The organism is uncultured Phyllobacterium sp. (assembly GCF_902479695.1).
Taxonomy (GTDB): Bacteria; Pseudomonadota; Alphaproteobacteria; order Rhizobiales; family Rhizobiaceae; genus Phyllobacterium; species Phyllobacterium calauticae.
The window spans coordinates 20,937-34,757 of the sequence record NZ_CABSQF010000046.1; the positions used below are offsets into that span (position 1 = coordinate 20,937).

Below are 13,821 nucleotides of genomic sequence, written 5' to 3' on the forward strand. Positions count from 1 at the left end.
GCATCTCTGCTATCGCGGATAAGCAATCTCCTCATAGCGGGAACCGTATCGTCAACGCTCTTGTTTTCCCTGGCGGCTGCCCCTGCCCAAGCAAATCAGGAGCCGTACAAGATCGCTTCGGGAGATGTTCTGCTCATAACGGTCTATGGAGATGCCGGATTGACGGGTATCTTTCCTGTCAGTGTCGACGGAACAATTGCCTATCCCATTCTTGGCAATATAGCCGTTGCCAATCATACGATCACCGAAATCGGGCAAACCATCACACAATCGCTTCTGCAGCATATACCCGGTCTTTCCGTTTCCGTCGCCGTGAAGGAATACGCACCCGTTTTTGTCATCGGGGATGTCCAGAAACCCGGAAAATATGAATATCGGCCGGGAATGATTGCCTTGGAATTGTTTGCGTTGAGCGGAGGTTTGCGGCAGGCCGCCGACAAGCTCGACACCGCGGGTATCCAGCTGGTTGCGGCACGGCAGGAATATACCGACACATCGCTGCAACTCTTTGCACAGGATGTGAAGCGCGTGCGTCTCGAAGCCGAATTGAATGGAAAGCAGTTTGACTATGATCTGACAGCGAGCCTCGATACGATCGATGACAAGGCCGAGCGGCAGCGGATCGTCGATTCCGAGCGAAAGCTTTTCGATCTTCGTCTTTCCGCCCTGCAAAGCGAAGCAACCGCGCTTGAGGCTCAGAAACAGAACTATGCCGAAGAAATCACCACGCTGGAAGAAAGCACAAAGTTGCGCAACGAGGAAATTTCGCTTCTTGAGCAAAATGTGAAGGCGTCCCAGAGCCTGGTGGACAAAGGCCTTACGGCGCAATCAACATTGCGCGATACCCAACGCCAGCTTTCGGCGATGCGCCGGGATGCGCTCGAATTCGGCTCGTTCCTGGCACGCGCAAAGCAGAATGAGAATGCGATCCAGCAGCGCCTGCTCGCCCTGCACGATTCGCGCTCCAATGATGCGGCCAAAGACTTGCGGGACATTGATCTCGATATCCTGAGATTGCGCAAGAAAATGGCATTCATCGCACAAACCATGGGTGAAATCGGTGCCGCGGCCCAGCGCGTGTCGTCGCGTGAGGAAACAGTCAAGCTGACCTTCACGGTGGTTCGGGTGGTGGACGGAAACTATCAGGAAACGGCCTTGTCGGAACATGATGAGATCAGGGCCGGGGATATTCTGCGTGCGCAACTTGAACTGCCCAACGCAGCCGCACCCAAGGCGATCGTGCCCAAGGCCGTCAACTGACTGTGCGTGTCTTGTAGTCAGAGGCCTTCCGCCAGGGCGTATTCCAACGCCCCGGGTTGATCAGGATTCCGTCTGCGCCAACCCGTTTGAAGGCGCCAACGACGCCTGCCAGCGGCTGTAGAGATCGCGAATACCGGCCTCCAGCTCGATACGGGGATGCCATCCCATAGCCTCCATCTGCGAAGAATCCAGCAGCTTTCGCGGCGCCCCGTCCGGCTTCGACGTATCGAAATCCACGGAACCGCGATAGCCCACGATCCTGGCGACCAGGAGCGCTAGGTCGTGGATGGAAATCTCCGCACCGGAACCGATATTGATGTGACTGGCCGAGGCATAGTTTTTCATCAGAAAGACACAGGCATCCGCAAGATCATCCACGTGGAGAAATTCGCGCCTGGGCGTTCCAGTGCCCCATACGACGGCTCTGGGGCTGCCCATCTCCTTGGCCTCATGCATCTTGCGTATCAACGCCGGCAGAACATGAGCCTGTTGCAGATCGAAATTATCATTCTGCCCGTAGAGATTTGTTGGCATGGCTGTAATGAAGCATTGTCCGTATTGACGCGCATAAGCCTCCGCCAGTTTCAGCCCCGCGATCTTGGCAATCGCATAAGCCTCATTCGTCGGCTCAAGGCTTCCTGTCAGCAATGCCTGCTCTTCGATGGGCTGGTCAGCATATTTCGGGTAAATGCAGCTTGACCCAAGCCATAGGAGTTTCTCCACGTCAAGCCGGTGCGCTGCATGCATGATATTCATGGCGATCATGGTATTCTCGTAGAGGAAATCTGCGGGATGATGGGCGTTCGCCAGGATTCCGCCCACGCGTGCCGCAGCGATGAAAATGACGTCCGGCCGCGCAACCGCCATCCATTCCTCTGTCTCGCGCTGACGCGTCAAATCGAGCTCAGTGTGATCGATCGTGATGAGGCGGCATTCTTCCCGTCTCAGCCTTCGCACCAGAGCGGATCCGACCATGCCGGTATGTCCGGCAACCCAGACTCGTTTACCGCCAAGCTCGAAATTGTGCCGGGACACCTTAACCATAGAAGTCATTGCGGCTTTCTTCCCGCATGATGGTCCGCATATCCGATTCAACCATTTCCGATACGAGATCTTCAAAAGCGGTCGTGTGGCTCCAGCCCAGCTTGATGCGGGCCTTTTCAGGATTACCCAACAGTAGATCAACTTCCGCCGGCCTGAAATAGCGCGGATCGATCTCGATGATCTCCTTGCCGCTCTTGCGGTCGTACCCGATTTCATCAACGCCGGTACCGCTCCATTCAATGGATTTTCCGACGGTTGAAAATGCTCGTTCGACGAATTCGCGCACCGTGTGGGTTTCACCCGTTGCCAGCACATAATCGTCGGGATCATCCTGCTGGAGAATACGCCACATCCCATCGACATAATCGCGTGCATGGCCCCAATCGCGCTTGGCCTCAAGGTTTCCCAGACGAAGCTTGTCCTGCAATCCACGCTCAATCGCGGCGACGGCGCGCGTGATTTTCCTGGTTACGAATGTCTCACCGCGGATCGGGCTTTCATGGTTGAACAGGATGCCGTTTGAGGCGTGAAAGCCATAGGCTTCCCGATAATTGACCGTTATCCAGTAGGCATAGAGCTTGGCCACCGCATAGGGGCTGCGCGGATGAAACGGCGTGCCTTCATGCTGAGGCGCCTCAATGCTTTTGCCGAAGAGTTCCGATGTCGAGGCCTGATAAAAACGGCAGGTCTTTTCGATCTTCATGATGCGCATCGCCTCCAGCAGGCGCAAAGTACCCATCGCGTCCGCATTGGCCGTGTATTCCGGCGTTTCGAAGCTGACCTGCACATGGCTTTGCGCTCCGAGATTGTAAATCTCGTCAGGCTGGATTTCCTGAACCACCCGGCAAAGGTTGGTGGCGTCCGTCAAATCACCGAAATGCAGATGAAACCGGACATCGTCATCGTGCGGATCCTGATAGAGATGGTCGATACGGGCCGTATTGAACGACGACGATCGACGCTTCAGTCCGTGCACGATATAGCCCTTTTTTAGGAGAAACTCGCTGAGATAGGCTCCATCCTGTCCCGTAACCCCAATGATCAATGCCGTTTTCCCAGTCATTCGCAGTTCCCGTCCGTGTGTCCTTGAAGTGTGGTGACAAACACATTGCCGTGCCGAATTCCATCATGGAGAAACCCGCCCATCGGCAATGGATGGAAGCCAAGTATAGGCGGCGACATCGAATAGACACTTCGGGAATAGGGATAGGAATGCTGATCGAAAACAGCGATTCCGCCATGTGACGACCGATAATGGCAAGACGGCATGCACATCTGTCCGCCTCACCCTCTCCAGAAGGCGTAGGGGCTTAAGCCCCGCCAGGACCGCCTGTAGTGCGTTTGTTGATCTTGCTTGCGCGCGCCGCCACCTGCGAAACTTCATTCCTAGCTTTGCCTGCGGCCATACAAACGGCCCGGGCATAGGAAGGATCCGGAATGAGAATCGTTTTCGCAAACCGCTATTTCCTGCCCGATCAATCGGCCACAAGCCGCATGGTATCCAGCCTGGCGTCCGCGCTTGCGCACCACGGCTTCGACGTCACGGCAATTGCAAGCCGCACACTTCACGACCATTCGGGTGTCGTTCTTCCGGCGGAAGAGATGATCGCCGGCGTTGCAGTGAAACGGCTTTGGGCCACCCGGTTCGGACGCCATCACCTGGCAGGAAGGATCGTTGATTATCTGACATTCCACCTATCGGTTTTCATATGGTGCCTGAGGTATCTTCGCTCCGGCGACTTGTTTGTCGTTTGCACGGATCCTCCCTTGCTGTCGGTGACGACCGCCCTGCCGGCCTTGTGGCGCAACGCCAGGATAATAAACTGGGTTATGGATCTTTTTCCCGAAGTCGCCATGGAACTGGAGATGCTTTCGAGCAAAGGCATTCCGGGGAAAATCAGCAAGATGCTGCGCAACTGGTCTATGCGCAGGTCGACCATGATTGTCTGCCCGACCGAGATGATGGCGTCCTATTTGCAAGGCAGCGGCATTCCCGGCGATCGGATTCGTGTTATGCACCATTGGTCGGATGGCAGCGAAATCTATCCGGTTCCGCGATCAGACAATGGCCTGAGACGTCACTGGGGACTTCAGGATAAATTCGTCGTTGGCTATTCCGGCAACTTTGGGCGGGCACATGACTTTACCACCCTGATTGAAGCGGCAACCCTGTTGAAAGACGACAGCGGTATACAGTTCCTCCTGGTCGGGGGCGGGCAACAGCGGGCACGTATCGAGGAAATTGCCCAGAAGCGTCAGTTGAAGAACATCCTGTTCAAGCCATTGCAGCCTCCGGAAAATATTTCGGAAAGCCTGAGCGCCGCCGACGCCCACATTGTCTCGCTCATTCCCAGGCTTGAGCATTGCATCGTCCCGAGCAAGTTTTACGGCATTCTGGCAGCTGGCCGCCCCACGCTCTTCGTTGGAGCGCCCGATGGGGAAGTGGCAAATGTGATTGCATCAACCCGGTGCGGAGAGGCCGTTGAAATCGGCGAAAGTCAAAAGCTTGCGACCCTGATCGTCCAACTGAAAAACTCCCCCCAGCAATGCACCCAGATGGGGTGCAACGCCCGGGACCTGCTGGAAACGGTCTATTCGCGGGACAACGCAGTGCAGTCATGGTCCGACGTCATGTCTGCGTTTGAGCAACCGGGTACGGATCCGTTGAGGTCCACCATTTTTAGGTCAGCATGATGGGTGGAACAGTTGTCGTCAGTCAGTTGGGCGCACGAATGCATTATGCCGTGCCCCGCATACTCGCCGCGCAAGGCCGGCTTGCTCATTTTTACACGGACATCTGCGCGACCGATAGCTGGCCCCGCGTGATCAACACCGTGCCCCGATCGATGCTCCTGCCATCCCTCAAGCGCTTGATCGGCCGCGTGCCCAAAGGTGTGGCACCAGACCTGACCTCTACCTTTCCCGCATTCGGCGTCATCTCGGCAATCCGCCGGCTCAGAGTTACAAATGTGATTGAACAGACAAAGCATGCCGTTTGGGCCGGCACCCATTTCTCACAACTGGTGGCATCCAGCGGATTTCATGGAGCAGCCGGCCTCTACGCTTTCAGCGGCGATGCTCTCGAGCAAATGCAAGCGGCCAAAGCACAGGGAATGTGGACGGCCGTGGAACAGATGATCGCGCCGCGCCAGGTCGTTGAAGAACTTGTTCAACAGGAACAACGCAGTTTTCCCGACTGGGCGGGGAAATATGAAGTGAACCGCTATGCGCAAACCTTCGCCGCGCGTGAGAAGGCCGAATGGGCGCTTGCGGACATCATCATCTGTCCGTCCGAATTTGTACGCCGCAACGTCGTCGCTTCCGGCGGCCCCTCTGATCGATGCGTCGTCGTTCCCTATGGCATCGACTCTGAATTCGAAGACCGCCAGACCATTCGAACGGATGGTCCCCTGCGTGTGCTGACCGTCGGCGAGGTGGGGTTGCGCAAGGGCTCGCCCTATGTGGCCGAAGCGGCAAGGCTGGTTGGACCATCCGCACAGTTCCGCATGGCCGGGCCAACGATACTGTCGGCTGACATCCGGCAGAAGCTGGCTGCTGTGGTGGAACTGCGCGGCATCATACCTCGGTCGGAGATGATAAAGGAATATCAATGGGCGGACGTCTTCCTTCTCCCTTCGATATGTGAAGGCTCCGCCACTGCGATCTACGAGGCGCTCGCCGCAGGTTTGCCGGTCATTTGTACCGAGAACGCCGGAAGCGTCGTCAGGGATGGAATAGACGGCTTCATCGTTCCTATCCGGGATAGCAGGGCGCTCGCAGACGCGCTCCTGCGGCTTGCAAAAAATCCGGCATTGCATGCCCGGATGTCGAGCCAGGCAAAGGAGCGGGCTTCCGAATTCACCGTCGAGCGCTACGGCCAGCGGCTTATGGACGTTCTGGCTCCCCGTCTTCAAAAACAATTCGCGGTGGAACGATAGGTATGGAAATTCACCCCATGCAGCCTTTGTCTGAATGGACACCAAGCAGGAGAGTTCCGATATGCGTATAGTTCATATCATTTCTTCCATTGATCCTGCACACGGCGGCCCACAGGGCGGGTGCATCCGTCTGGCAGCTGCACAGTCCAACCAGGGCCACGATGTTCATATCGTCAGTTATGGGGGCCCAGACATACAGAGGCGGGCTTTCAAAGCCGCAGATACTGTCCCGCATTTCGCTTCGATAAAGTGGCATTTGCTGGCAGATCCGGATATGAAAGAGCGCATTCTTTGCCTGCAGGGGCGTAAGCAATTGCAGGCAATTCTGGACACGGCATCCTTCGTCCATGTCCACGGTGTCTGGGAGCCGTTGCTCAAGGTGGCGGCAAAAATCGCGCATGGCAAAGGGATTCCATATTGCGTGCAACCGCACGGAATGCTCGACGTGTGGAGCTTGAAACAGAAAGCCTTCAAAAAGCGGATTGCCTTGCTTTTGGGTTATCGCGCAATGCTGAACAACGCCAAATTCATACTGGCGCTGAATGCAGACGAAGCGCAACTGCTGAAACCGCTCGAACTCGTATCGCCCAATCTCATCATTCCCAACGGGGTCTTTCTGGAAGAGTTCGAAGAGCTTCCCTCGCACGGGTTCTTCAAGGAGCGGTTTCCGTTAATCGGCAACAAACGCGTCATTTTATTTCTATCGCGGCTTCATACCAAGAAGGGGCTGGATGTCCTGGCAACGGCTTTCGCCCGCATCGCTAACTCCTATCCCGATGTCGATCTGGTTGTGGCAGGTCCGGATGGTGGCGCGCGCGAAGCGTTCATCAATCTGGTCGGCCAGTTGCACCTGAACGACCGCGTTCATTTGGTTGGCGGCCTTTATGGCAAGGACAAGCTGCGCGCCCTGGTTGATGCCACCTGTTTTTGCCTGCCAAGTCGCCAGGAAGGCTTCAGCGTCGCCATTCTCGAAGCGCTTGCGTGTGGATTGCCGGTGGTCATCAGCGACGCCTGTCATTTTCCGGAAGTCCGGTCAGCCCGCGCCGGCGCAGTTGTAACCCTTGCACCGGATGACGTCGCATCTGGTCTTTGCGATATTCTCAGCGATGCCGGAATGGCACATGCTATGGGTCGAAACGGCCGTCAGCTTGTTCGCGACCAATATACTTGGCCGCAGATCGCCGCATCGACGATCAATGGCTATCTGGGGAGCATTCGTCCAACGCTGCCGGCCTCGTAACGCAGCATATGGCGGGGTTCACACCGGACCGCCACGCCGTGGCCTGACCGGCTTCGCCGGATTGCCGACATAGATCGTCCACGGATCCAAGGCGCGCGCGGCCACGGCTCTCGCACCAAGGACAGCGCCCTCCCCGATGACCACACCGGGGCCGACAAAGGCCTCTGCAGCCACCCAGGCGTTCGCCTCGATGATGATGGATCGGCTGGTCAGCGGAAAATCACTGTCATCGACGTCATGGGTGCCGGTACACAAATGGGCACGCTGCGAGACGATCGCAAAATCCCCGAACGTTATTTCGGCGACATTGTAACAAAGCACGCCCGGCCCCATTGATGCGTGCTGTCCCATCACAAGATTGCCGGGCCACCAAATCCGCGCGCTGCCGCGAACAATCGCCGTGGGGTGAATCCGTGCCCCAAAGCGCCTCAGCAGCCAGATGCGCCAGCGGCTGCATGGAGAAGGGGTCCACGCGGCCAGCAGGGTCCAGCAGATCATCCAGCTCAATCGCATCAGCCGGAATCTCAGCGCGAAAGTCGCGCCACCGAAACGGGGCAATGGCTCTCCTGATGTATCCAAGGTTGTATCGGCAAAACGTGATCGCATCGCATTATCTCCCTTAAAACATTGCCTCAGCCGTTCAGCTGCCGATCCGACCATCCAGGCTTAGTGTGATACGACCGGGCGTAGATGCAGAGGCGCCGACATGACATGAGATTGCACAGGTGGCGCTTGGGATGCTGGACGCCGCGCCCATGCGAGGGCGGGCACCAGGAAAATCAGCATATGCACCCACACAATCAGCGCCCAATCCGTCTGATGGGAAATGGCATGCATGGCGGGGACGATCGACAGCATGTAGACAATCTGGGCCGTCGTCGCGCCGGCATTCGCAGAGACCCACAATCTTCGGACGATATAGGACAGAAGGAGAAATTTGAGGGCGCCAAAGTACCAGAAGGACTGAAAAGCGTCAGCCATTCCTGTTTCAGTAGTACCGGTCAAAGGATTGTACTCGCGCCCCAGAGAGGGAAGTGTTGCCATCAGCGCGGTTTTGAACTTGTCGCCAAAAATCTGCGCGGGAACATAGTTGAAGACAAGGCGATTCCAGTGGAACAAGCCATAGTCGAATTCCAGTGACATATCCGTGTTGTAAACGCGCAATATGGCATTGCGCATTTCCGGTCCGCCGTTCTTCAGCAGATTGTCGAAATTGGATGTGATGTCGATCCGGGAGATATCCCCCCAGATGGGTCCCGAGTTGGCGCGTGTTATGTCGCGATAATCGCTCATCGAGCTCATCAGCAACATTCCCATCACAATGCCGATGATAGCGAATGCCCGCGGCACAACCCATGATCTCTGGAACCAGTATGCCAGCACGAAGATCGCAATCAGTTCTACCGCTTCAGCCCGCTTGCCAGTCACCACTATCCGGTCGAGATAGAATACGAGATCCACGGCAATGATGATGGCAGCCATCCAGGAAACGCGGCGTGCGAAACACAGCGCAGCGATAGCAAGGCCATAGCTCATGAACCGGGCAAAGAACAGCCATGCCACCGGAGCGCCGCTCATCTGCACGCCGACAGAAACGTCTCCGGGCAATCGGCTCAGTTTGTAGTAGAAATATGCGCCCGTAACCGACAGAAGCAATGAAACAATCAGGAGCTTCCTCTCTTCAAAGGACTGTTGAAGGAAGCGAAGCGGTTGCGCATTCTCCGACCATCCGAGCCAGCACATGATGAGGCAAAGAATCGAGAATGCTATCGTCTTGACATAAGCCCCTTGCGGCAGGAACGGGTCAGCGGCGAGCGCTGGAATCTGCGGCAGGATAAAGCTGAATGTGATGACGCCGACCAGAAACGGAAACTGGTAAAGCCTTTCGCGCTGCAGGAGGCCCCAGCCGATCAGCCAGAGAACGGTAGCGAGCATCAGCCATGTGAAAAGCCAGTTCATGCCAGCATTCCCATGGCAAAGGTCCGGGCATCGCGTTCGCCGCGATCTTTCCACAACGAAGAACGCAACACATACCAGAGGCTCTTCGGGTACTCCTTGAAAATCTGAATACCGTCCTGCTCGACCGCGATCCGCCACATGGGAGCGTCCGGCTCAACCGGAACCGATTGCCATTGGATATTGAACGCGATCTGTTTGAAACTGTTTAGCGCGCGGCGGGAATGAAACCAGCTGGTGACAAGAATAGCTTTACGCACCTGCATGCGTTGCAAGATGGGATTGGAGAAAAGCGCGTTCTCCCACGTGTTTCTTGACTGGCACTCAACCGTGATTGATCCGGCATCCACGCCAAATTCCAACAGGGATTTGCGTATCCAGTAGCAATCCCCGTCGCCGGTTATCAGAATTTTCTGCGCCATGCCAGCCTGCCACAAGCGCGCGGCCTGCGCGGCGCGAGCGGGCCCGTCTCCACCCAGAACAACAATAATGTCCGCCTGGGTTGCCGGGTTGCGCACGCTCAGCAGCGTGTTGGCGAATACAATTGCCAGGGGATAGCTGCACAGGGCAAACAGTCCCAGGAAAAGGATGGCGGCGAACCTCCAGCGGCGAACCAGACCACCGCGTCGACGCTTCGAGATGGAAGCTGGCAACGGCGTCATATCGAAAGACCATGTTCGCGGCGGCGCTGCTCCTGAATCTTGATCACAATCATATACTCGTAAGCGGCGATAAGCCGGCAATAATGGTAGCCTTGCCAGCCATCCAGGAATCCGCCTCGCAACAGATACATATAGACAAAGCGGGCCGCTGGACGGAACGGCACCCGATAGGACAGTTCCTTGAGCGCTCTGCGGCGAGCTTCAGGAGCCGGGCTGAAAAAATCCTTCCATGGGATGCCTCTGTCGCGCAGGATCTGCAGCGATTCCTTCGCCTCAAACCCGGAATACCTGTTGTGTTTGTCAAACCAGGCAGTCAGGCCCTTGCTGAAACTGTAGTGGATGAAATGGGAGTTCAGCCGTCCTGTCGGACCGTCACCCACGCAACGCGAATGGCACTCGCGCTCATATCTCACCCGCTCCGGGCGGCACAACCGCGTTATCCATGTCGGATAAAGACTGCTGTGCTTGACCCAGCGTCCCATGAACATGTTCTTGTAGCGGACGCGGAACAGCGCCTCCGGCCGGTCTGGATCACGCGCTATCGCCAGCATTTCGTCGCGTAAATCGTCAGGCGTAATTTCGTCCGCGTCCGGCATGTAGACCCACGGATGCTTGAACTCTATTTCCTTGAGACCGTACATGCGCTGCCTGGTTTCAGTTTCATATTTGTGCTGATAAATCCGCGCGCCCGCCTTTCGGGCTATTTCGAGCGTTTGATCGGTGCTGAAGGAATCCAGAATGACGATGTCGTCACACCAGGACAGTGATGCCAGACAGGCCGGAAGACTTGCTTCCTCATTTAGCGTCATGATCAGGACAGATACTGACACGTGAACACTCCATTCGTAGGTGCTAAACCGGATCCGACAGTATGCCGGGTTTCGGCTGCGCCGATTGATGATTTGTGCCGAAGTTCTTGCTCGCCTCCGCGCGGAGAAGAACTGGCGAAACAGGATTGAGCTGGCCCATTGTTACCGGACGCATACGGACGGTGTTGCTGGTGCCGTTCGACACGAAGACAAACGCCGAATGAATGATGACCGGTATGAACAGTCCAAATGTCATGAGGTAATTGGAGGCTCCCAACAGAATACCGACGGCCCCGACGCCACCGCAGATCGCAGACGATGCCACAATGATGTTTGTGGTCATCGCGTGGGAATGCGACCTGTCCAGCAGCAAGTGATGCAGATGCCAGCGATCAGCCGTTAGCGGATTACGCCCCGCATGCAGCCTTCTCACGATAAGACTGATGGTATCTGTGACCGGCACAATGACGATCCAGAGCAAGACAGGAAAGGCAATCTCGCTCTGCCGCGACAAAGTGATGATCAAATAGGCAATGGCTGCACCCAGCGCTGTACTGCCGGCATCGCCAAGAAATATTTTGGCCCGTGCTGACCAGGGGCTTCGCATGTTGAACAGGAGAAAACCGCAAACCGCGGCGAGAAGAACGAGGCCGGAAACGCCCAGTTCTCCAAGCCCCTTATAAAACGAAAGCAGACTTATCCAGAAAAGGGCAGCTGCAGCACAACCACCTGCAAGTCCATCCACGCCATCAATCATGTTCCATGAATTGACCAGCCCAATAACGAACAGAATAGCAATGATTGTGAGGACAGGCAGCGCTGAACCAATAAGGGCCAGCGGCAGCATGTTTGCTACATAGATACTCGGTGCCGCCAGCGGGATTATCAGAATGGCGCTTGCCAAGAATTGCACAACGAGCCGCGTTCGAGCCGAAAGTTCCGTTCGATCGTCCATCACGCCGATGCCCAGGATTATCAGAATCCCGATCCAGAAACTGACCGGAAAGGGCGCTACGCCTCGGGAGAAAAGACTGACCAGAAAAAATGCGGAAAAAATCGCGATCCCGCCGCACAACGGAACAACGTTTTCGTGTTGTTTTCGGCTATCCGGATAATCGACGAGCGCCAATGTATGGGAAGCCTTTTTGAGAAATCCTATAAGCAATACCGTCATTGACAGCGTTGCAAGACAGCTGGTGAACCAGAACAACAAGGTCTACCCCCACTTGGTCGTGCATTCACCAATGCCAAGTGTCATCACCTTCATTGTTGACGTGAATGCTTTTCCCGAAAAGGTAGCGCGACGCTCGAACCAATTCCATTTAGGAGAAATGACGAGAAGGTCCGCCTGAAGTATGAGGTGGCATGGACCTTTTGAGTACGGTCACAAACATGGGTGCCATCATTTCTGCCCGGCACCGCATTTCCTTCACATACTTCGCGAGCAAGGCCTACTAAAGCTTTGGTATAACAAGCCTATCAGACTATATTTTCCCTCCAGGTAAAAACTTTGAACTACCGGAACTATGACCTCGGCCTGAATAAGCAAACTATCTGGCCTATCTGAAACAGATCCAAATAATCAATCTTCGTAGTCAAGTCACGCCCGCGTCACTCTCAAATAACTAAGTTAATCTTTATTAATGCCATATGGGCATTTCCACGTAGATCAATCTTATTGATTACTTGGATAAAAAATAACAGAAAAAACAAAAAACTTGCAGGTCTATTCCTGCCAAAAATGGGGGCAAGTATGAACGGTAATGTACCTTTTAATTTAAGTGAATGCGTGAACTACGAACCCGGAAAGAACTTTGAAAGCAAATCTGAAAATGCCATCTTCATTTATGCTGAAACGGGGGTCGTCTTTCAAGGACTTGTGAAGTCATTGGAAAGAACATTCGCTGATATTCGGATAACACTGTCGAGTTTTCTGCCGGATTCCCAGGATCCCGACATGGGCGTTGGATTGGTCCTTTTGCAGACCGAGCTGATCACCGACCTCCCGGATTGCATTGAACGCTGCAGGACATGTTTTCCGAATGCATCGATCACGCTCATGATCAATGGCGACGGATTTGCATCGCAGGGGTTGAATAGGTTGTTCTGCGACCGAAGAATCCAGGGCTTGCTTCCGTTCACCTTGAAGCTCGACATCTGGCTGGCTGCCATATGGCTGCTGCTCAATGGCGGCGAATATTACCCATACGGTGCCATGCAATCGCTGGAAAAACTGGCGAAGGATGGCCACGCCCGCCATCAACAACCGTCACTCGTGGAGGGTAAAAGGGGACCGATGTCCGGCACCAAGCCAATCGATACATTGACGTTGCGCGAACATCAAATTCTCGAGCTTCTCTCCGAAGGGCTGCAAAACAAGACCATCGCTGACCGGCTCAGCCTTTCCGACCATACGGTCAAGGTCCATGTTCACAATCTCATTCGGAAGCTCAAGGTACACAACCGTACACAGGCCGCGGCAGTATACCGTAATCACCTTGATCATGAATCTCTGCAATCGGCTTTCAGCCGCAATACCGAGCGGGCCTTCAGCCGCAATACGGAGATAACGGAATTAATGATCAATATCTGAAGCAGAGCGCCGTGAAACGACCTGTCTCAGAATGACATGGCGCTCTTCGGATTGTTCGGCCCAACCGAACCCGTCCCCACGCAACGAATGTCGGATGTTGCCTTATGAACCTGCTTTCTCCGCCGGCGGCGGGCCGTCAAACGACCCCAACCATCGACATTGTGCATGCCCTGTGCCGCGGCCGGGCCATGCACAATGTCGATGCGAGTTGGATGCGCGGGCTTGGCGCGCACTCGTCAACGGCGATACGCACAGACGCGGAATACTCCACAACATTGCCGACATCACTCAATATAAATATATTTCACAGTATATTTGG

12 protein-coding genes are annotated in these 13,821 nt (G+C 55.3%); 5 read left to right on the forward strand and 7 right to left on the reverse strand.

The genetic code is table 11. The features are described 5' to 3' along the window. Positions 1 to 60 precede the first annotated feature (60 nt). Positions 61 to 1,260, forward strand: a complete 1,200-nt coding sequence (locus RDL77_RS20735) for a polysaccharide biosynthesis/export family protein (protein ID WP_374042769.1) — start codon at positions 61 to 63, stop codon at positions 1,258 to 1,260. Between the two features lie 60 nt (positions 1,261 to 1,320). Here RDL77_RS20735 and RDL77_RS20740 read toward each other — a convergent pair whose 3' ends face one another. Continuing rightward, complete coding sequence (locus tag RDL77_RS20740) at positions 1,321 to 2,313, reverse strand: GDP-L-fucose synthase (protein WP_288194546.1); 993 nt, start codon at positions 2,311 to 2,313, stop codon at positions 1,321 to 1,323. After that, positions 2,297 to 3,367, reverse strand: a complete 1,071-nt coding sequence (gmd, locus tag RDL77_RS20745) for a GDP-mannose 4,6-dehydratase (RefSeq protein WP_223615298.1) — start codon at positions 3,365 to 3,367, stop codon at positions 2,297 to 2,299. The genes RDL77_RS20740 and gmd overlap by 17 nt, the downstream gene beginning before the upstream one ends. A 374-nt stretch (positions 3,368 to 3,741) precedes the next feature. On the opposite strand from gmd, the gene RDL77_RS20750 reads away from it, so the two are divergent. The 3 genes from RDL77_RS20750 to RDL77_RS20760 all read left to right on the forward strand — a co-directional run bounded on the left by RDL77_RS20750 (position 3,742) and on the right by RDL77_RS20760 (position 7,482). After that, positions 3,742 to 4,998 (forward strand): glycosyltransferase family 4 protein, encoded by a 1,257-nt coding sequence (locus RDL77_RS20750; protein ID WP_374042767.1) that lies wholly within the window; start codon positions 3,742 to 3,744, stop codon positions 4,996 to 4,998. Then, the gene (locus RDL77_RS20755; RefSeq protein WP_288194548.1) at positions 4,998 to 6,242 is read left to right on the forward strand and encodes a glycosyltransferase family 4 protein; all 1,245 of its coding nucleotides are present in this window, start codon (positions 4,998 to 5,000) and stop codon (positions 6,240 to 6,242) included. Before RDL77_RS20750 ends, RDL77_RS20755 begins: the two co-directional genes overlap by 1 nt. 61 nt (positions 6,243 to 6,303) lie before the next feature. Further along, complete coding sequence (locus RDL77_RS20760; protein ID WP_288194549.1) at positions 6,304 to 7,482, forward strand: glycosyltransferase; 1,179 nt, start codon at positions 6,304 to 6,306, stop codon at positions 7,480 to 7,482. Positions 7,483 to 7,500: 18 nt separating this feature from the next. Here the strand turns inward: RDL77_RS20760 and RDL77_RS20765 are convergent, their stop codons facing one another. The 5 genes from RDL77_RS20765 to RDL77_RS20785 are packed head-to-tail and all read right to left on the reverse strand — an operon-like array spanning position 7,501 to position 12,122. After that, positions 7,501 to 8,088 carry a putative colanic acid biosynthesis acetyltransferase gene (locus tag RDL77_RS20765; protein WP_288194550.1) on the reverse strand — a complete coding sequence of 196 codons (588 nt, stop codon included), beginning with the start codon at positions 8,086 to 8,088 and terminating at the stop codon, positions 7,501 to 7,503. A gap of 60 nt (positions 8,089 to 8,148) precedes the next feature. Next, on the reverse strand, positions 8,149 to 9,441 hold the full coding sequence (locus RDL77_RS20770) for a hypothetical protein (protein WP_223615303.1): 1,293 nt from the start codon (positions 9,439 to 9,441) through the stop codon (positions 8,149 to 8,151). Then, entirely contained in the window at positions 9,438 to 10,100 is a 663-nt protein-coding gene (locus tag RDL77_RS20775; protein ID WP_223615304.1) for a YdcF family protein, read from the reverse strand. The genes RDL77_RS20770 and RDL77_RS20775 overlap by 4 nt, the downstream gene beginning before the upstream one ends. Next, a complete protein-coding gene (locus RDL77_RS20780) occupies positions 10,097 to 10,930 on the reverse strand; it encodes a glycosyltransferase family 2 protein (protein ID WP_288194551.1) in 834 nt (277 codons plus the stop codon). The genes RDL77_RS20775 and RDL77_RS20780 overlap by 4 nt, the downstream gene beginning before the upstream one ends. Before the next feature lie 22 nt (positions 10,931 to 10,952). Beyond that, complete coding sequence (locus tag RDL77_RS20785) at positions 10,953 to 12,122, reverse strand: MraY family glycosyltransferase (protein WP_223615305.1); 1,170 nt, start codon at positions 12,120 to 12,122, stop codon at positions 10,953 to 10,955. A 540-nt stretch (positions 12,123 to 12,662) separates the two neighbouring features. On the opposite strand from RDL77_RS20785, the gene RDL77_RS20790 reads away from it, so the two are divergent. Continuing rightward, the gene (locus RDL77_RS20790) at positions 12,663 to 13,502 is read left to right on the forward strand and encodes a response regulator transcription factor (protein ID WP_223615306.1); all 840 of its coding nucleotides are present in this window, start codon (positions 12,663 to 12,665) and stop codon (positions 13,500 to 13,502) included. Positions 13,503 to 13,821: the final 319 nt, after the last annotated feature.

Coding starts and splice junctions, on each gene's coding strand:
- RDL77_RS20750 (WP_374042767.1), top strand. CDS start 3,742: ATGAGAATCGTTTTCGCAAACCGCTATTTCCTGCCCGATCAATCGGCC.
- gmd (WP_223615298.1), bottom strand. CDS start 3,367: ATGACTGGGAAAACGGCATTGATCATTGGGGTTACGGGACAGGATGGA.
- RDL77_RS20760 (WP_288194549.1), top strand. CDS start 6,304: ATGCGTATAGTTCATATCATTTCTTCCATTGATCCTGCACACGGCGGC.
- RDL77_RS20770 (WP_223615303.1), bottom strand. CDS start 9,441: ATGAACTGGCTTTTCACATGGCTGATGCTCGCTACCGTTCTCTGGCTG.
- RDL77_RS20790 (WP_223615306.1), top strand. CDS start 12,663: ATGAACGGTAATGTACCTTTTAATTTAAGTGAATGCGTGAACTACGAA.
- RDL77_RS20755 (WP_288194548.1), top strand. CDS start 4,998: ATGGGTGGAACAGTTGTCGTCAGTCAGTTGGGCGCACGAATGCATTAT.
- RDL77_RS20740 (WP_288194546.1), bottom strand. CDS start 2,313: ATGACTTCTATGGTTAAGGTGTCCCGGCACAATTTCGAGCTTGGCGGT.
- RDL77_RS20775 (WP_223615304.1), bottom strand. CDS start 10,100: ATGACGCCGTTGCCAGCTTCCATCTCGAAGCGTCGACGCGGTGGTCTG.
- RDL77_RS20765 (WP_288194550.1), bottom strand. CDS start 8,088: ATGCGATCACGTTTTGCCGATACAACCTTGGATACATCAGGAGAGCCA.